The following is an 18,699-nucleotide window of genomic DNA, read 5'->3' on the forward strand; positions in this document are numbered from 1 at the left end:
CGTCAGTGAACTGTGGTTGATTGTCTGCCATGGGTGGGCGATGGTCGGCGGATCAGGTGTTGGCGCTCGCACCCGACGCGTCGTCGGTCAAGGCTGGCCAGAAACTCGCCACCCCCACCCCGTGGACGGGCACCGGCGCCACCGACACCCTCGTCTGGGGCCTGTGCAAGGGCAGCGGAAAGACGCCGTACCAAACGATCGTCGACATCGGCGCGCCCGCCTACAAATGCTCCTGTCCGTCACGCAAATTCCCGTGTAAACACGCACTCGGCCTGCTGTTGCTGTGGTCGCAGAACGAGGTCCCCGACGCCGCCGAACCCGCCGACTTCGCCGCGGCATGGCAGGCCGGACGCGCCGACCGTGCCACCAAGAAATCCGCCGAACCGTCCGCGCCGAAAGATCCCGACCGCGCCGCCAAGACCGCCGCGCAGCGCGTCGAAAGGGTTCGCTCCGGTATCGACGAACTACAGCTGTGGCTGACCGATCAGGTCGGCAACGGCCTCGCCGGCGCGGAGATCGACGCCTACCGACGATTCGACGCCGTCGCGGCACGGCTCGTCGACGCCCAGGCGCCCGGACTGGCAACCCGCGTCCGACGCCTGCCCGCGCTGTTCTCCGGCGTTGATTCCGCCGCGGTCGACTGGCCCGCCCGCCTCCTCGAAGAGCTGGGCCGCCTGTGGTCGTTGAGCGTCGCCCACCAACGCCTCGACGAACTCCCCGACGACCTCGCGGCCACCATCCGCCGACACGTGGGCTATCCGACAGCCAAAGCCGACGTGCTCGCCACGGACGGGATCGCCGACACCTGGCTGTGCGTCGGCCGCCGCGACACCGACGAGGACGGCCTGCTGAGCCGACGCACCTGGCTGTGGGGTGCCACCGCGCGCCGCTACGGGATGGTGCTCGACTACGCGCCCACCGGCGCGACCCTGCCACTGCGACCGGTCACCGGCGAGGCGATCGCCACCACCATGCACTTCTACCCGGGCACACCACGCCTTCGGTGCGTGTACGACGACACCACACCACCATCGGATGCACCCGCCGCCGACCCCGTCGGCACACTGGAACCGATGACCCTCACCGCCGCCCGACACGTCCGCGCCCGCGCGATCGCCGACGACCCGTGGGCACAGACCTGGCCGGTCCTCGTCTCCGGACGGCTCGGCCGCGCCGACGACGCGACGCCCGCGCTCGTCGATGCCGACGCCACCGCGGTCCCGCTCAGCGGCCTCGCCGATCGGTGGCCACTGATGCTCGCGCTCACCGGCGGCGCGCACGTCGCCGTGTTCGGTGACCTCGGCCCGCAGGGACTCGACGTGGCGTCGGTGCTGGTGGATGGCACGGTGATCGGACTGTGAGCACCTGGGACGACGTGGTGTCGGCGGCGCTGGTGGGCGTACGCACCCGACCGATCGGCGTCGACGGCGCGGACCCGCTCATCAGTGCACACCTCACCACCGAGATCGCCGACCCGGCGGTGTTCAGCCTGCAGATGGCCGCATTGACCGCTGCAGCGCACACCGCGACCGGATGCGAAACCACCAGCGCCACAGCCATTCCCGAGGCATCCGACGATCCGCGACCTCCGATGTCACCACTGGCCGCCGCGTACGCCGAGCGTGCGCTCACCCTGTCGTCAGGGATGGCGCAGTGGTGCCTGCACCGGCTCGCGGCGTCGGGTCTGCGCCCGCCGCCGTCGATGCTGCCCGACTTGCTGCGACGCACCGCACGATCCGCTGACGTCCGCGCAGCGATCACCGTGATCGTCGGCCCCCGCGGCCGGTGGCTCGCCCGTCACGCGCCCGAGCTGAAAGCGGTGTTCGACGACGCCGCAACCCTCACCGCCACAGAAGATCTCGACGACTCGGACTGGACTCACGGCGAGCTCGCCGACCGTGCGGCGTATCTCACGGCACTGCGCGAACGTGAACCCGACGCCGCCCGCGAACTCCTCGCGTCCGGCTGGGCGACGGAGAGCGGACCGGACCGGGAACTGTTGCTGCCCATCCTCTCTCGTCGGTTGTCGGCAGCCGACGAGGACTTCCTCGAACGCGCGCTTGACGATCGTCGTGCCAAGGTGCGTGCCAGTGCCGCGGAGATCCTCGACCACCTCGACGGGTCGGCGCACCGACAACGCCTGATCGCCGCGGCGAGTGCCCTCCTCGAACTCGGCACGCAACGACGAGGGCTCGTTCGCCGCCACATCGTGCGCGTCACCCTGCCCACCGCACCCGATCCCGCGCTGGCCCGCGACGGGATCTCCTTGACCGCGCCCCGCGGTATCGGAATCGGCAGACATGTCCTGACGCAACTGATCTCGAGAATCCCGCCGCGATCGTGGGAGGAGTACTTCGAGTTGTCACCCGACGAGATCGTCGCCGCGATCGACGCCGACGAGATCGCGCTGATCCGCGGACTGTGCACGGCAGCCATCGCATTCTCCGACTCCCATTGGGCCACCGCGCTTCTCGCGCAACGCGAAGCTTTGTCGATGGTGGTGTCGATCGCCGATCGGCAGGTCGTTATCGACACGTTCACGACGCTGACGGCGGAGCGGCAACTCGTCGCACTCGGTGCTCTGCCGTCGCCGTGGCCGGAAGCGCTGGCGCGCAGCGCATTCACCGCTGTCCTCAAGATGGTGGCGAGCCAGAAGTTCATTCCGCGCGGCACCGCCACCTGGTTCGACATGATGGCAACCGGACTCCCCGCCACCGATACCTGGCGGGCGACGGTCGACGCCGCGCGGGAGACGTATCCGGTCGTCACCACCCAACTTGCCACGCTCGCCGAGGCGTTACGCATCCGATCCGTTCTAGACAGGGAGCTTGAGTGACCACCGACAACGAACTCCTCCGCCCCCACGCCGAGCAGCTCTACGCCGCGGAGCTGGAAGCGTTGGCCCGCACCGATACCGCCGCCCGACCGGCCAGCTGGCTGCTGTCGCCGTCGGCGGTCGTCACCTACCTGCTCGGCGGCACCCTCGACGACGGCACCGTCATCACCCCGAAGTACATCGGCCCACGCCGCATCATGGAGGTGGCGGTGGCAACCCTGGCCACCGACCGCGCCCTGCTGCTCCTCGGTGTGCCGGGCACCGCCAAAACCTGGGTGTCCGAACATCTCTCCGCGGCCATCAGTGGGACCTCCACGCTGCTTGTGCAAGGCACCGCAGGCACTCCGGAGGAAGCAATCCGCTACGGCTGGAACTACGCCCGGCTCATCGCCGAAGGACCGTCGACCGAGGCGCTGGTGCCCTCACCGATCATGATCGCCATGCAGCAGGGCAAGATCGCGCGCCTCGAGGAACTCACCCGCATCCCCTCTGACGTGCAGGACGCACTCATCACCATCTTGTCGGAGAAGACGCTCCCGATCCCCGAACTCGGCGTGGAAGTGCAAGCCACCAAGGGATTCAGCGTCATCGCCACCGCCAACGACCGCGACCGCGGCGTCAACGACCTCTCTTCGGCGCTACGCCGCCGCTTCAACACGGTCGTGCTGCCGCTGCCCGCCAGCGCCGACGAAGAAGTCTCGATCGTCACCCAACGCGTTGCCGCACTGGGCAAAACACTGGACCTACCCGATCTGCCCACCGCCGCCGACGAGATCCGCCGCGTGGTGACCGTCTTCCGCGAACTGCGGTCCGGGGTCACCGAAGACGGCCGCGCCAAGGTCAAAACACCCAGCGGCACCCTCTCGACCGCGGAGGCCATCTCGGTGATCACCCACGGCATCGCCATGTCGGCGCACTTCGGCGACGGTGTGCTGCGCCCCGCCGACGTCGCTGCCGGAATCCAGGGCGCGGTCATCAAGGACCCGTCCGCCGACGCCGTCGTCTGGACCGAATACCTGGAAAGCGTTGTGCGCGAACGCGACGACTGGGCCGACTTCTACCGCGCCGCCCGATCGGCACTGAGCTGAGCACATGCCACCCACCACCGTCGAGGACCTCAGCGCGCCCGTCGTGGCTCCGGGTACCTACGTGCTCGGCATCCGCCATCACGGACCCGGCTCGGCGCGAGCGGTTCTCGGTGAACTCGACCGCATCCGGCCCGACGCCGTGCTCATCGAGGGCCCGGCCGACGCGTCGGACCTGATCCCCGCCATCGTCGATCCCGGAATGACACCGCCGGTCGCGCTCCTCGGCTACGCCGCCGACGACCCGTCCCGCGCCGCGTTCTGGCCGTTCGCCGAGTTCTCCCCGGAATGGCAGGCGATGCGGTGGGCCACCCGGGCAGACGTGCCCGTCGAATTCTGCGACCTGCCGACTTCTCTCGTCTTGGCCCATCACGCCGGACCAGTCGAGCGGGACCAGGAGTTCGACCCCACTCGCGCCGACCCGATCGGGCGGCTCGCCGCTGATCCGATTGGGCGGCTCGCCGCCGTGGCCGGCTATAGCGATCCCGAACGCTGGTGGGACGACGTCGTCGAAACCCGTGGCGAAACCGGCGGATTCGAGGCGATCGCCGACGCCATGACCGCACTGCGCGACGACGAGACACCCGTCGAGCCCGACGAGCCGAATCCCGAACGCCTGCATGAGGCACGCCGCGAGGCCCACATGCGGCAGGTGCTCCGGAAGACACTCAAGGCGCCCGGCGCGGAGCGTGTGGTGATCGTCTGTGGGGCATGGCATGTCCCGGCGGTGTCCGGGAAACTGCCACCCGCCGTCGCCGATACCCGACTGCTCAAGGGCATGCCCAAGGTCCGCAGCCGGGTGGCGTGGGTGCCGTGGACTCACTCCCGCCTCGCCAGCGCATCCGGTTACGCCGCCGGTGTCATCTCGCCGGGCTGGTACCACCATCTGTTCGCCACCACCGACGACGTCGTGGTGCGCTGGCTCATCCATCAAGCCAACCTGCTGCGGGACAAGGACATCGATGTGTCGTCGGCGCACATCATCGAGACCGCACGCCTCGCCAACGCGCTCGCACTGATGCGCCATCGGCCGCTGCCAGGGCTCGCCGAGATCAACGAGGCCACGCTATCGGTGATGTGTCAGGGTGATTCGGGCCTCGCCGACCTCATGTACCGCGAAGCGGTGATCGGGGAGCGACTCGGCGGCGTCCCCGACGACGCGCCCGTCGTCCCCCTGCAGGCCGACGTGACCGCCGCCGCGAAATCGGCTCGGCTGAAAATGGACCCGGTCGCCCGGGAACTCGTCGTCGATCTTCGTAAGCCAGCCGACAAGGCGAAATCGCTGCTGCTGCATCGCCTCGCGATCCTCGGCGTCCCGTGGGGAACACCCGCAGAGGTGCGCGGGACCGGCACGTTCAAAGAGGGATGGACCCTGGCGTGGCGACCCGAGTTCGTTATCGACGTGGTGATGGCATCGGTCTGGGGAACCACGGTGCGCGCCGCGGCAACCGCAAAGATCGTCGACCAGGCCGGCCGCGGCGAGTCCCTGGGTGATGTCACCGCTGCCCTCGAGGCGGCGCTGCCCGCCGAGCTCGTCGACGCAGTGCCCGCGGTGCTCTCCGCACTGGCCGACCGGGTCGCCGTCGACCACGATGTGGCGCAACTGATGTCCGCGCTGCCGGCGCTGGGACGGGCCCGGCGCTACGGCGATGTCCGCGGCACCGACACCGGTGCACTCGGCGACGTCGCGTCGTCGTTGCTGCTGCGGATCTGCATCGGCATCCCCGGCGCCGTCTCCAACCTCAACGACGACGCGGCCCGCTCCCTCAAGGAGCACGTCGACGCTGTCCACGAGACCGTCGCGCTGCTCTCCGACGAGGACCGCACCCGGTGGACCGCAGCGGTGCGGATCATCGCCGACCGCACCGACGTCAACGGGCTTCTCGTGGGCCGGGCGACTCGGCTACTGCTCGACGGCGACCACATCGACACCGCCGACGCCGCGGCCCGGGTACGGTTCGCCCTCTCGAGCGGCGCCACGCCGACCGCGAAAGCCCAATGGATCGAAGGCTTCCTGGGTGACGGTGGACTGTTGCTGGTACACGACCGGGAATTGCTCGCCGTCCTCGACGGCTGGCTCACCGGGCTGACCGAACAAGACTTCACCGACGTTCTCCCGTTGCTGCGCAGAACCTTCGGCCTGTTCGACCGATCGGTGCGACGCAACATCGGCAACCGTGTCGCCTCGCTCGATCAGGGCAGTTCCAGCCAGAATGCCGACGCCACCACCTTCGACCCCGAACTCGCCGCGCCCGCGGTGGCCACGATCGCCGCACTCCTGGGGTTGCCATGACCGAACAACCCACCGCCCCTGCAGAAGACGGCGCGAATCAGCGTGACCGGCGATGGCGACTCGTCCTCGGTGACCCCGCCGCGGAACAGTTCGCCGGACTCGGCGGCGCCGACCTCGAGATGGACGGCGCACTCGCCGCACTCTATGACGCGGACTCCACCAACAGACGCGGCGGACTCGGGGCATCAGCGCCGTCGGTCGCGCGGTGGCTCGGGGACATCCGAAAGTACTTTCCGTCCACCGTCGTTCAGGTGATGCAACACGATGCCGTGACCCGGCTGAACCTGCATGCGTTGCTCACCGAACCGGAACTGATCGACAGCGTCGAGCCCGACATCGACATGGTCACCACCTTGATCGGTCTCGGCCGCGCGATCCCCGAAAGCTCCAAGGCTTCCGCGCGGGCGTTGGTACGCAAGGTTGTCGACGAGGTCGAGAAGCGGATCGCCGAACGCACACGCAGCGCCGTCGGTGCCGCGGTGGACCGTGCCAGCCGCGTGCACCGCCCGAAACTGCGTGACATCGACTGGAACGCCACGATCGCGCGTAACCTGCACAACTATCTGCCCGAGCAGAAGACCATCGTTCCCGAACGCCTCGTCGGGCACGGGCGACGCGCCCAGGTGGTGAGCAAGGACATCATCCTCGCGATCGACCAGTCCGGGTCGATGGCGAGATCCATTGTGTACGCGTCGATCTTCGGTGCGGTGATCGCGACCATGCGGTCGGTGCGGACCTCGCTGGTGGTCTTCGACACCGAGGTCGTCGACCTGACCGACCACCTCGACGACCCGGTGGACGTGCTGTTCGGAACCGCACTCGGCGGTGGCACCGACATCAACCGCGCCATCGCCTACTGCCAGGACCTGATCACCCGGCCCAACGACAGCATCTTCGTGCTCATCTCCGACCTCTACGAGGGAGGCGTGCGCGACGAGATGCTCAAGCGGGTCGCCCACATGCAGGCCGCGGGCGTGCAGGTGGTGGTGCTGCTCGCATTGTCCGACGAGGGCGCACCGGCTTTCGACCGCGAGATCGCCGGAGCGCTCGCGGCCATGGGCATCCCGGCCTTTGCCTGCACCCCCGATGCCTTCCCCGACCTGCTCGCCGTCGCCATCAATCGCGGCGACATCGTCGGATGGGCCGACGCCAACGAACTGTCACGTCGGGGAATGAGTGACGAGGAGTAGCGTGGCCGGGAGGCTCAATCGAGTTGTCGGCGAATGATTTCCGCCAACTGGTCCGGCGCGTCGCTCTGCACCGAGTGGCCCGCATCGGCGACGGTGATCACCTGGGCGGACGGCCGGACCCGACGGAGGCGGGCGATGTCGTCGTCGGTGGTGAACGGTGAGCGACCGCCCTCGACGAGGGTCAGTGGCGCCTGCACCGCAGCGAGGTCGTCCCACATCGGTGCCGGATCGGGTGCCTCGCGAATCCGGTCGTAACGCCACACCCACGCACCGTCGTCGCGTTGGCGTGTGTTGTGGATGACGCCCCGACGGACCGATGCGCGGGAGCGATTCGGGGATGCGGCGGCGGTGAGGTCGACGATCTCCTCGAGTGTCGAAAACTCCTGCGGCCCTTCGATCAACGCGACCGTGCCGCGCGCCGCGGCAGTGAGATCGGCAGCGCGACGTGGTGATTCGGGTGTGACGTCGACCAGGGTGGCGCGCGGCACCGAGTCGGGAGCGATCGCGGCGATCCGCAGCGTCGTCAAACCGCCGAGCGACATCCCGACGACGAGGTCGGCATCGGGGGCGAGTTCACGCAGGACCGGGAGGAGGGTGTCGGCACTGACGTGCGGGCGGTAGTCGTGGTCGTCGCGCCACGACGAATGCCCGTGTCCGGGCAGGTCGACGGCGAGCGCGGGCACGTCGAGATGCAGCATCATCGTGTCCCAGGTGTGGGCGTTCTGCCCGCCGCCGTGCAGCAACACCACCCGTGGTGACGCGGGCGTCCACGCGAGCGCGCTGATCCGCTGCCCGGCGACGTCGGCGTCGACGCGGGTGACCTGCGGCAGCGGTTCGGTGCGGCCGATCTCGTCGGCGATCTCGGCAAGCAGGGCGAACTCGGAGGTCATCGCCCGAGGTTACGACGGTGACGGCCTGGTGCCGAGCTTTGGGCCCACGGCGATCGGCCACGACGACGCCCCGTGTGGACTACCGTCGCCCTCAGAGGCAACGGAGCCAACCAGAGGAGTTCACGATGACCACACTCGCGGCAACCGAGATTCTCGCCCGATCGTCGACCACCACAAGCGTCGGCTGGATCGGCTACATCATCATCGGCGCCCTCGCCGGCTGGATCGCCGGGAAGATCATGAAGGGCGGCGGCTCGGGCCTGCTGCTCAACATCGTGATCGGCATCGTCGGCGCGCTGATCGGCGGCTTCCTGTTGAGCTTCTTCGTCGACACCGCGTCGGGTGGCTGGTGGTTCACGCTGTTCACCGCGATCCTCGGATCAGTGATCCTGCTGTGGATCCTCGGGCTGGTGCAGCGCTCCCGAACCTGAGTGTGGGTGCGGGTCAGGCGGTTGCGAGATACTGCCCGGCCCGCGCCAGGATCTGCTGAGCGCGACGGGCATCCAGCGAATGGATGCGACCGTCGGTGATCTCGGTCTGACCGGCCAGACGCAGGAGCAGCGCGGCCAGCGCCGACCCGGTGCGCGACGGGATCACCAGTAGCGACGCCGTCGTCGTGGGTGTCGTCAGCGTCATCAGCGGCGGGACCGCAGGCGCATCCGCGGAATCGAGGCCGGGATACCGGCGGAAGCTCTGCCAGTTGACCTCGATTGCCGTGATCTCACCGAGGACCGGCGCCACCGCCGTCGACAACCGGCTCAACTCGTCGGCGATCTGAACGGTGTAGGGATACCAGGCCCCGGCCACCGAGGCTTTCGGGTCGCTGCACAAGCGGACTCGCGTCGGTCCGAGGGTCACCGAGGGACGGCCGGGGGTTGCATTCACTGCGCACATTCCTGACTTGCGGTCTTCCCGCATCGTATGACCAACACACGACCACGCGTCCACGTTGGGTATGAGTGCGAATCAGTTACCTGGGACTATACGCCACCGGGTGTGGGGTGCCGGGGACCGTAGCGGTGTGGGTGAGGTCCCACGGCCAGAATGTTCGCAGTGGTAACGATCCGGGTGGCTGAAACGACATTCCCGTCACAGTCACGAGTCGGGGAGAAGGAGAGCTCCATGCCATCGACTCCATCACCGACTTCGCGGGGCACGGTCGCGCGCTGGGCAGCGATCGCCGCGACCGCGGCCGTTGCCACGGCTCTCGGAACCGGCGTTGCCGCTGCCGACGACGGCAACACCAGCACCACCCTGTACACACTGGCGAGCACCGGAACGTGCGCGGGAACCCTCACCGCAGGTGTCAGCCACTACCCCAACGAAGCCGACCTCGTCGCCAGCGGCACCCTCTACGGCGTCGGGTCCTGTTCTCTCGACATCGATTTCGTCTTCACCAGCCGCGCCGACGGGCACACCGCGACCTTCACCCGTCACTTCTCGGGACCGGGATTCATCGGCCTGCCCGGCGCCGACATCGTCTCACCGGGTGCACCAGGCGTGTACGACGTGACCGTCAGCCCGCGTGCCCCTCACCTCGGCGGGCAGCGGCTGACGATCGACACCGTGTATCGGGGATGAACGCGTCGTCGGTCATCCGCAGGTGATGGCTAAGGGCTGTCGGCCAGCCAGGTCGTGGTGACCGGCACGTCGTCGTCCCAGGGTTGGCGGGTGACGAGGTCGGCGACGTTGACGTGGCCGCGTTCGAATTCGCCGGTGGCGGCGTCGACGAGCCGGTACTGCTGGGTCTGATGCTGGATGGGCTGGGCGTCGAGGAGGACGATGCGGACCTCGCCCGGCTCGAAATGGCAACGGCGTTGCAGGGATTCGATGAGCTGCTCGTTGGACAGGTGACCGTCGCCGAAGTTCCAGCCCATCGCGGTGCTGCAGATGCGTTCACCATCGGTGAGAACGTAGCCGGTCTCGTCGTGCGGGGCCATGGCCCGGTGGGCGAGGGTGAACAGCGCCCTGCCGTGACTGTTGAACGCACGGAACGCATATCCCATGTACAGCGGGATTTGAGCGGCCTCCGGACTGCCGTAGAACCGCTCGAGTTGCGCGGTGGGCATGGATGCGATGGCGACGATGCCGCTCTCGATCTTCGCCGACGCCGACGGCTTGATGCACCACAGCGAGGTGTCCCAGTTGCCTGCGTAGTAACGCATCCCGGGTAGGAACGACACCTTGCGCGGGAACAGGTTTCCCAGGATGACCGTGCCCGCCGACACGCAGAACAGCACGATCGGCCAGGGGGAGTGAAGGTCGGCGAGACCGATGCCGGGATGGCCGACGAAGATGGCGACGATTCCGAACATCATGAAGACGTTCCACTCCAGTGGCACGCCCATCGGGATCGACGAGAGGATGCCGAAGTGGAAGATGAGCATGACGGCCGCGGCCACCGCGGTGAGCCATCCGCCGCCGGAGAAGAACAGCACCAGCGGCACCAAGCCCTCCACGGCGGTGGAGATGTGCGCGATCCAGCGGGAGCGCCGTCCGGGACGCAGGTCGTCCGGAAAGTGTTCGAAGAACGTACGTTTGATGGTCGGTGACCGCCAGATCGGGTTGTTCGACATCATCGTGGCGATCACGAACGGGAAGTGCTTGTTGAGTTTGCTCGTCGCCGCGCCGACCCAGATGACGAGGAAGACGAGCTTGGCGCCGAGGATCATGTCGGTGCCGACGAACAGGAACGTCACGCAGAACGCGCCGTACACCTCGCCGCGGGCGGCGAGGAAGACCGTCTTGTCGCGCAGGCCCAGGACTGCGAGGAGTGCGATGATCGTCGCGATCTGCCAGATCGGCAGGACCCCGACGTCGGAGTGCAGGTCGCCGGTCGAGCGTGACCCCGAGCTCGCGAGTGCCACCACGATCATCACCAGGAGTGCCGCATAGAGGGTGATGTCGAAGGGGCCGCGGGTGTCTCCGGCGGAGAGTGGGACCTGGGGCCAGGGTGGTTGGCGAATGGTCTTGAGGCGCAACCAGTAGAGGATCGATCCCATCGGCGGGAAGAATCGGTTGTTGAGAGGGCCGAAGCCGCAACCCAATCCGACGACCTCGAACAACATCGTGTAGAGCACGACCTTCTGGAAGACGATCGGTTCGTTGTACCAGGAGGCGACATCGAGGATGCCGTGGATACCGGGGGTGGCCACCACAATCGCCCAGCCGATGACGATGTAGGCGAGGATCTTGCCCACGTAGAACAGGTGCAACGCCACCGGCGTACCGAAACCGACCTCGGCCCAGTGCCGCGCCATCGGCTTGATCTTCTCGGCGCGGCTGCCCTGGCTCCAGGTGGGAAAGTCGATGTCGGGGGTGTTCTGCTGGAGAAATCCCATACGTGTTCGCGCTCCTCGATCACTGTGCCGTGACCGAACCTAACAAACCAAGCGAGCGCTTGGTGGGTGAACGGGGTGTCCAGGGACTCGGGAGCCCGGGCACGCGGGGGTACGAATATAACTTCCACCGAATCGCGCGATAATGGCCGAAAATCGGGGTCGGTGGTCCGCTCAGGTGGAAGTTGTATTCACACCCGGGCTGTCGGGAGCCGCAGTTGTCCACAGATCCGCCGCCGAGCGCGATCGAGGCCCGAAATCGGGGCAATCGCACGGCACACTCTCGGGTCATGAGTCCCGCCGATCTCACCTCAGCCGCCGATGACCGCTGGTTCGGCGTCTTCTCGTTCGCCGAACTCACTCGACGCGGAATGGGCCAATCACAGGTGACCCGAATGGCCAAAAGCGGAGATCTGCGCCCTCTTCGCCGCGGGTGGTACGCGACCCCGTACGCCGATAGCCGCGTGGTGGAGGCTGTTGCCGCCAACGGGGTGTGCAGTTGTGTGACGGCGCTCGACCTGCACGACGTGTGGGTGCCGCCGCACGGGAAACGGGTTCACGTGCGGTCGCGGGAGTCCGGGCATCGCAATGGTCGGGCGGCACGCTTCTGCCGCCGCTACGGCCGTCCGCTCCCGGAGATCTACCCTGTCGACGACGTCCTCACCGCTCTCGCCCATGCCATCAAGTGTCTGGACGCCGAAGGGATCATCGCGGTGTGCGACTCGATCCTTCACCGAGGTCTCGCAGAGATGTGCGATCTGCGGGAGGTGTTCGCCGCCGCTCCCGAACGAGTGCGGAAACTGCTGGAACGCTGCGACGATCGAGCCGAGTCGGGGACCGAATCCATCATGAGACTGAGGCTCCTGGCGATGGGGTTGTCGGTAGCGGTGCAGGTGACCATTCAGGCAATCGGACGGGTCGATCTCGTCGTCGGCAGGCGACTGATCATCGAACTCGACAGCATCGAATTCCACGACCTCTCACCGGAACAGCGTGAAGCCGACCGTATCCGCGACGAGATGGCGCACCGGCTGGGTTACCTGCCGCTGCGGTTCTCCTACAAGCGCGTGATGTTCGCGTGGGACGAAGTCGCAGAAACCCTCACGGCGATCCTCAGACGCGGTGACCATCTGCGCGCTCCCGCGGCGGCCGCCGACTACGACCGGTCGCTTGTCGAGGACTGGTCGGCCTGACACATGCCGCGATACGAATACAGATTCCACGTGAGCGCGCCACCGACCCCGAAAATCGGGGGTTTCGGGCCACATCGGTGGAAGTTGTATTCGTAGCTGTGCCTCCCCCGATCGGGGGAGGCACGAATCCACCGGTGGATCCGCCGGTCGGCGGGGTTCGGAACGGGTGCGCGGCGGGCAAAGTCAGTGATGTCAGAACGAACGACTTCGCCAGCCCCGACCACTCCCGGCCAGGACCCGCGGAACAGGAGGAACATCATGAACATCTCGAAGAGCATGAAGAACCGCGCACTCGCCGGAATCGCCGGCATCGGCATCGCCACCGGTCTCGCACTGGGCGGTGCCGGACTGGCCGGCGCGGGAACCGTCCCGGTCACCCATCCCGGTGAGCCCACGATCGCGATGACGATCACCAACCACACCGACAAGACCGAATGGTTGGACGGCGCCACCGCCGGGACCGGCCAGTGGGTGCAGGCCCCGCGGCAGACACTGGCTCCCGGAGCCTCGGAGATCGTGGTCTCCAACGCCCCGAACAGCCCGGAGGAGACGAACTTCGTCAACTACCGGATCGGCGCCTTCGGGCCGCGCGCCACCTATGAGATTGAGAACATGGCGGGCAACGTGAACACCGCGATGACCGGGACCTCCGGCGGCGGCCACTACTTCATCAACGCCCCGCACATCGAGACCGGATACCCGAACGTGAACGTCTCCTACGACCTTTGGTGACGCAAATCGGCCCTTCTCGCCTCGTCCCAGTCCGGGCCCAACCCGACCTGGGCGAGGTGAGCAACGCGGCGGCCGCTGTGCAGTGCGACGGTGGCGACGAGGTCGTCGTAGGTCCGGCACACGTGGGTGGCTCCCGTTGCGGTGCCGACCGTCCACCCCTGAGTGATCACCCTGATGGACAGCCGGGGAGCCAGTGGTGCGAGCCGACGGGCAACCGCCGCCCGCCGACGCGGCCCGCTCACCCAGCGAGCGGCCCAGTCCACCGGCGCCCCGGCACATCCACCGCACATCAGGGCATCACGTCTCCGGAGTTGGGACCCAGGACCTGCCCGACGTAGAGATTCCCGCCGGGATTCGACGCGAGCAGAACCGCGGTGGGTGCCACCTCCTCGGGTGTGCCGAAGCGGCCCAACGGCAATTCGGCACGCTTGGCTCGCTTCCAGTCGTCGTCGATACCGTCGACCAGGGGTGTCTCGATGGGTCCGGGCGCGATCGCATTGACCAACACGCCGTCGCCGGCGACCTCCTGCGCGATGGACTTGGTCATCGCGATGACGCCCGCTTTGGCGGCGGCATAGTGCGCCAGTGACACTCCACCTTTGATCGCCAATTGCGACGCGACATTGATTATGCGACCGTCCTTTTGCGACACCATCGTTGGCAACACCGCCCGGTTGAGCATGAACACACTGGTCAGATCGATGTCGATCGTCTCGCGCCACTGGGCGCTCGTCATCTCGGATGCCGGCGCCTGGGTGAGAATCCCATGGGAACACACCAGGATATCGATCCCACCGAGTTGGGCCACCATGTCGGACACGACGCCAACGATCGCCGACTCCGACGTCGCATCGAGAACGACTCCCTCGGAACCGATTTCGGATGCAACGGTCGCGACCACCGGGTTGCGGTCGGCCAGCACGACGGTGGCGCCGGCGTCGACGAATGCCGATCCGATCGCCAGGCCGATACCCGACGCGCCGCCGGTCACCAAGGCGCGCTTGCCTTTCAGAAGTTCAGACATCTGCGTGCTCCTCTCAGTCGCGCATCGCGGTGGTCAGCGCGCCGTCGACGACGATCGCCTGACCGCTCACGTACGACGCCGCCGGACTCGACAGGAAGCCGATGACCTCGGCGACCTCACGCGGATCCCCGACTCGGCCCCAGGGGATGTAATCGCCCGCTCGATCCAGTCCTTCCGGACCGAGCGAATTGACCGCGTCGGAGGACTGTGGCGTGCGGATCAGACCCGGGATGACGGCGTTGGCCCGAATCTGTCGGGGCCCGAATTCGACGGCGATACTGCGGATCAACCCGAGGACACCGGCCTTGGCGGTGGCGTAGTGGGCGTGATCCTGCCACCCGTATACACCGCCGGCGATCGACGACACCGCGGTCACCGAACCGTCGGCACCCATGTGACGCAAACCTGCTCGTGCCGTGCGCATCACACCGTGCAGGTCGACGTCGAGGAGGTCGTGCCACTGCTCGTCGCGCAGGTCCGTGAACGAGGCCTGCCGCAGGATCCCGGCGTTGGCCACCACGATGTCGAGCCGACCCCAGGCGGCGACGAGGCTGTCGGCGAACGCATTCACCGAGTCCGTCGATCGGACGTCGACCTCGACGATCTGTCCCTCACCGCCGGCGTCGTGTACTGCACGCAGAGTGTGCTCGGGGTCGTGCGGATCGCCGCTGAAGGTGCCGATACCCACGCGCACCCCCCGTTCGGCGAGGCAGACCGATGTCGCTGCCCCGATGCCGGACGCCGCGCCGGTGATCATCGCGACGGGATTCTCACTCATGACGTGACCTCGGCGTTCTCGACCGCCGGAGTCGGCGACGACACCTTGCGTGCACCGAGAACGACCACCCCGGAGGCCACCGCGCCGAGCGCGCCCACCCAGAGCGCCGCGGTCGAGTAGCCGATGGATGCCGCGGTCAGGGCGGTGAGGATGAAGCCCGAGATGATCGCCCCGGGCTGGGACATCGCACCGATGAACGCAGAACCTGTTGCCCGGCAATCGGTGTCGAAGCACTCGGCCTGGAAGAACATGATGGCCGCGTACGGTCCCAGGAGGAAGAACAGGCCCATCATGTAGGTCACCATGACGTAGAGCTGGCCGGACGGACCGAGCAGCATGGCCGCGAAGAACACACCGGCGAGCAGCCAGCCGACCGCGATGGTGTTGCGGCGCCCGAATCGGTCACCCGCCCACCCGTGGGCCAGATATCCGGCAACGGCAACGAGATTGGAGACGACGACGAGGAGCAGGGTGCTCGAGGCATCGATGTCCTTGCCCTTCTCCAGCACGGTGGTGCCGAGGACGGAGAACGTCTGGATGCCAAACCAATTGAGCAACCACGCCGCCGAGAGTACGAGGGTGTTGCGCAGGTGCTTACCCTGGAAGATCCGTTTGAACGGCGCGGCGGTCTGCTCGACGGTGGCGGTGGCCGTGGCCAGCGCTGCGGCTTCCTTGTCGCGGCCGTCCGCCCGCAGCTTCTTGATGGCCTGATGAGCCTCGAACTGCGGACTTTCCTTGAGCGAGCGACAGATCAGGGCAACGATCACCGCGGGAACGGTGGCCAGGAGGAACGCGATGCGCCACGAGTCGGCACCGAAGATCGATGTCACGATGGCGACGAAGCCGGCTGCGATAAGCGCACCCGCGGGCCATCCGGTCTGCACCATCGAGTAGACAAAGCCCTTGCGGCGCTTGATCTTCTCGTCCTCGGTCAGCTCATAGAGTTCGTTGAGGTAGGTGGCGTTGACCGACTGCTCCGCCAGACCGAGGCCGCTGATCGAGCGCACACCGATCAACGATCCGGCGCCGAAGGTGGCAGCGGTGGCGGCCGACGACGCGGCAGTCCCGGCGACGGAGATGATCATGCCCTTGCGTCGTCCCAGCTTGTCGACCATTGGCCCGACGAGCAGCACGACGATCGCGGTCCCGACGCTGACGAGGGTGGAGACGAGCAGGGCGTGGCTGGTGGTCCAGCCGAACGACTCCTCGATTCGCGGGAGCAATGTCCCGAACAGGATGAAGTCGTAGACGGCGATTGTCCAGGCGAAGAAGGCGATTCCGGAGGCGCGGCGGGTTTCTCGGCCGGTCACCCGGCGCAGTCCGAGCTGCGTGGAGGATTGGGTGGGCATCTGAGGGTCTTTCTCGTCAAAGGGTGTGAGAGCGGAGGGGAGGGGGTGACACGTCGTCGGGTCTTTTGCCGGTCAGCTCTGGCGCGGCCGGCGGGACTTGAAGTCGGAGGCGATGGCGTCGAAGGTCGTCCAGGTGACCCCGTCGTGGCCATTGATGTGTTCGATCAGTCGCTCGAGCATCAACAGCACCTGCGGTCGGCCGGATACATCGGGATGAATGGTGAAAGTGAAGACCGCATAATCCATCTCGCGATACACCCAGTCGAACTGATCGCGCCACATCTCCTCGATGTGCCGTGGATTGACGAATCCGTGGCTGTTGGGGCTGCCCTTGATGAACATCATCGGAGGCAGGTCGTCGAGGTACCAGCTGGCCGGGATCTCGACGAGGTCGGTCTCCTGGCCGCGCTGCAGGGGTTTCATCCAGGTGGCGGCGGGCTGGTCGTAGTCGATGGGTGTCCACGAGTCCCCGACGCGCACGTAGTACGGCTCGAAATCGCGGTGCATGAGGGAGTGGTCGTAGGCGATGCCACGCTCGATCAGCAGTTCGTTGGTCACCTTGCTGAACTCCCACCACGGTGCGACATATCCGGTGGGGCGCTTGCCGGTACGGGTGTCGATGAGGTCGATGCAGTGGTCGAGGATCTCCGACTCCTGCTCGCGTGACATCGCGATCGGATTCTCGTGGCTGTAACCGTGGAGTCCGATCTCGTGTCCGGCGGCGACCACGGCGTCGAACTGTTCGGGGAACGTCTCGATGGAGTGGCCGGGCCAGAACCAGGTCGCCGGAAGCTGATGGCGTTCGAGCAGCTGGTTGAGTCGCGGGACCCCGACCTCGCCGGCGAAGATTCCGCGGGAGATGTCACCCGGGGAGTTCTCACCACCGTACGAGCCGAGCCAGCCGCCGACGGCGTCGACGTCGATCCCGAATGCGACAAAGATGTCCTTGGCCATGTCAATCCTCCAGAGTGGGTGTGTAGGTGTCGATGATGTGGGTGAGAGTGGTTGTGATGTCCGATGATTGGGACAGCAGCAGCGAGAGCAGGATGCGTGCCTGGGTGGCCGGCAGTGAACCGGACAGGATCGCGCCGGCAGCCACCATGTCGGTGCCGCCGCCGTGCCCGTAGACGGCGGCCACCTCGCCGAACGGCACCCGGCTGGCCAGAATCGTCGGGATGCCGTCACCGGCGAGTTGGCGGCAGGTGTCGACGATCGTCGGGTTGGCGTTGCCGATTCCGGTGCCGGCCAGCACGATTCCGCGTGCACCGGCGGCCACCGCCGCGTTGATCAGGGTTGCATCGGCGCCCGGGTACACCTCGATGATGTCGACGCGGGTGGAGTCGAAGGCGTCGGTGGGACGGGGGAGCGCAGCGGGTCGCGTGGGCGTTTCACGGATGGCGACCTTGCCGTCGGCGACCTCGCCCAGCGGCTCACGCGTGGTGGAGCCGAAGGCGTCGAGGGCGCGGGTGCGGAGCTTGCGGGTCCCGGCTGCGGGAAGGATCTGTCCGGCGAAGACGACCAATGTGCCGAGCTTACGGGCATGCGGGTCGGCCGCCACCGCGACCGCATCGGCCAGATTCCGGGGACCGTCGCCGTGCGGCGCATCGCTGGCGCGTTGTGCGCCGGTGAGGACGACCGGTCGCGCGTCGGCGTGGACCAGGTCGAGGAGGAAGGCTGTCTCCTCCATGGTGTCGGTGCCGTGGGTGATGACGATGCCGTCGACGGGATTCTCGGTGCGCTCGAAGAGCTGGGCAACGGTGTCGCTGATCCGGCGTAGGTGCGCAGGCGTCATTCGGTAGGAGCCCACCGTCATGAGATCGATCGACTCGACCTCCACGTCGGCGAGTCCGGTGGTCCCGAGAAGTTCGGTGACGGTTCGGGTGGCGACGACTCCGGTCGCGGTCGAAGTGGAGGCGATCGTCCCACCGGTTCCGATGAGGGCGATCCGTGGCATCAGGGCCACCTCTTCGCCGTATCGGCGCACGTCGGAG

17 protein-coding genes are annotated in these 18,699 nt (G+C 67.2%); 9 read left to right on the forward strand and 8 right to left on the reverse strand.

What is annotated here, in order from left to right; all coding sequences use genetic code 11:
• Window positions 1-29 precede the first annotated feature (29 nt).
• From GOPIP_RS07510 to GOPIP_RS07530, 5 genes are read left to right on the forward strand one after another with little or no spacing between them, the layout of a single operon-like run.
• Window positions 30-1,361, forward strand: coding sequence for an SWIM zinc finger family protein (locus GOPIP_RS07510; protein ID WP_006368998.1), 1,332 nt, complete (start codon window positions 30-32; stop codon window positions 1,359-1,361).
• Window positions 1,358-2,836, forward strand: coding sequence for a DUF5691 domain-containing protein (locus GOPIP_RS07515; protein WP_006368999.1), 1,479 nt, complete (start codon window positions 1,358-1,360; stop codon window positions 2,834-2,836). Before GOPIP_RS07510 ends, GOPIP_RS07515 begins: the two co-directional genes overlap by 4 nt.
• On the forward strand, window positions 2,833-3,924 hold the full coding sequence (locus GOPIP_RS07520; protein WP_006369000.1) for an ATP-binding protein: 1,092 nt from the start codon (window positions 2,833-2,835) through the stop codon (window positions 3,922-3,924). Before GOPIP_RS07515 ends, GOPIP_RS07520 begins: the two co-directional genes overlap by 4 nt.
• Before the next feature lie 4 nt (window positions 3,925-3,928).
• The gene (locus GOPIP_RS07525; RefSeq protein ID WP_006369001.1) at window positions 3,929-6,214 is read left to right on the forward strand and encodes a DUF5682 family protein; all 2,286 of its coding nucleotides are present in this window, start codon (window positions 3,929-3,931) and stop codon (window positions 6,212-6,214) included.
• Window positions 6,211-7,404, forward strand: coding sequence for a VWA domain-containing protein (locus GOPIP_RS07530; protein WP_006369002.1), 1,194 nt, complete (start codon window positions 6,211-6,213; stop codon window positions 7,402-7,404). Before GOPIP_RS07525 ends, GOPIP_RS07530 begins: the two co-directional genes overlap by 4 nt.
• Before the next feature lie 14 nt (window positions 7,405-7,418).
• Here GOPIP_RS07530 and GOPIP_RS07535 read toward each other — a convergent pair whose 3' ends face one another.
• Window positions 7,419-8,294, reverse strand: a complete 876-nt coding sequence (locus GOPIP_RS07535) for an alpha/beta fold hydrolase (protein WP_006369003.1) — start codon at window positions 8,292-8,294, stop codon at window positions 7,419-7,421.
• A 125-nt stretch (window positions 8,295-8,419) separates the two neighbouring features.
• Here GOPIP_RS07535 and GOPIP_RS07540 point away from each other — a divergent pair, with 125 nt between their 5' ends.
• Entirely contained in the window at window positions 8,420-8,725 is a 306-nt protein-coding gene (locus GOPIP_RS07540) for a GlsB/YeaQ/YmgE family stress response membrane protein (RefSeq protein WP_006369004.1), read from the forward strand.
• Window positions 8,726-8,738: 13 nt separating this feature from the next.
• Here GOPIP_RS07540 and GOPIP_RS07545 read toward each other — a convergent pair whose 3' ends face one another.
• The gene (locus GOPIP_RS07545; protein WP_006369005.1) at window positions 8,739-9,179 is read right to left on the reverse strand and encodes a DUF5994 family protein; all 441 of its coding nucleotides are present in this window, start codon (window positions 9,177-9,179) and stop codon (window positions 8,739-8,741) included.
• A gap of 237 nt (window positions 9,180-9,416) precedes the next feature.
• On the opposite strand from GOPIP_RS07545, the gene GOPIP_RS07550 reads away from it, so the two are divergent.
• Window positions 9,417-9,875 (forward strand): hypothetical protein, encoded by a 459-nt coding sequence (locus GOPIP_RS07550; RefSeq protein ID WP_006369006.1) that lies wholly within the window; start codon window positions 9,417-9,419, stop codon window positions 9,873-9,875.
• Between the two features lie 29 nt (window positions 9,876-9,904).
• On the opposite strand, the gene GOPIP_RS07555 is transcribed toward GOPIP_RS07550, so the two are convergent.
• Window positions 9,905-11,635, reverse strand: a complete 1,731-nt coding sequence (locus GOPIP_RS07555; protein WP_006369007.1) for a DUF3556 domain-containing protein — start codon at window positions 11,633-11,635, stop codon at window positions 9,905-9,907.
• 287 nt (window positions 11,636-11,922) lie between these two features.
• Between GOPIP_RS07555 and GOPIP_RS07560 the strand changes: the two genes are divergently transcribed.
• Window positions 11,923-12,825 carry a type IV toxin-antitoxin system AbiEi family antitoxin domain-containing protein gene (locus tag GOPIP_RS07560; protein ID WP_035727466.1) on the forward strand — a complete coding sequence of 301 codons (903 nt, stop codon included), beginning with the start codon at window positions 11,923-11,925 and terminating at the stop codon, window positions 12,823-12,825.
• 258 nt (window positions 12,826-13,083) lie between these two features.
• Entirely contained in the window at window positions 13,084-13,557 is a 474-nt protein-coding gene (locus GOPIP_RS07565) for a hypothetical protein (RefSeq protein ID WP_006369010.1), read from the forward strand.
• Between the two features lie 289 nt (window positions 13,558-13,846).
• Here GOPIP_RS07565 and GOPIP_RS07575 read toward each other — a convergent pair whose 3' ends face one another.
• The 5 genes from GOPIP_RS07575 to GOPIP_RS07595 all read right to left on the reverse strand — a co-directional run bounded on the left by GOPIP_RS07575 (window position 13,847) and on the right by GOPIP_RS07595 (window position 18,662).
• Window positions 13,847-14,581: an SDR family NAD(P)-dependent oxidoreductase gene (locus tag GOPIP_RS07575; RefSeq protein ID WP_006369012.1), complete on the reverse strand. Its 735-nt coding sequence runs from the start codon at window positions 14,579-14,581 to the stop codon at window positions 13,847-13,849.
• A 13-nt stretch (window positions 14,582-14,594) separates the two neighbouring features.
• A complete protein-coding gene (locus GOPIP_RS07580) occupies window positions 14,595-15,359 on the reverse strand; it encodes an SDR family NAD(P)-dependent oxidoreductase (protein ID WP_006369013.1) in 765 nt (254 codons plus the stop codon).
• Window positions 15,356-16,708: an MFS transporter gene (locus GOPIP_RS07585; protein ID WP_006369014.1), complete on the reverse strand. Its 1,353-nt coding sequence runs from the start codon at window positions 16,706-16,708 to the stop codon at window positions 15,356-15,358. Before GOPIP_RS07585 ends, GOPIP_RS07580 begins: the two co-directional genes overlap by 4 nt.
• Window positions 16,709-16,780: 72 nt before the next feature.
• On the reverse strand, window positions 16,781-17,662 hold the full coding sequence (locus tag GOPIP_RS07590; RefSeq protein WP_006369015.1) for a polysaccharide deacetylase family protein: 882 nt from the start codon (window positions 17,660-17,662) through the stop codon (window positions 16,781-16,783).
• A 1-nt stretch (window position 17,663) separates the two neighbouring features.
• Window positions 17,664-18,662, reverse strand: a complete 999-nt coding sequence (locus GOPIP_RS07595) for an asparaginase (protein ID WP_006369016.1) — start codon at window positions 18,660-18,662, stop codon at window positions 17,664-17,666.
• Between the last annotated feature and the right edge of the window lie 37 nt (window positions 18,663-18,699).

The organism is Gordonia polyisoprenivorans NBRC 16320 = JCM 10675, from assembly GCF_000241325.1.
GTDB classification, from domain to species: Bacteria; Actinomycetota; Actinomycetes; order Mycobacteriales; family Mycobacteriaceae; genus Gordonia; species Gordonia polyisoprenivorans.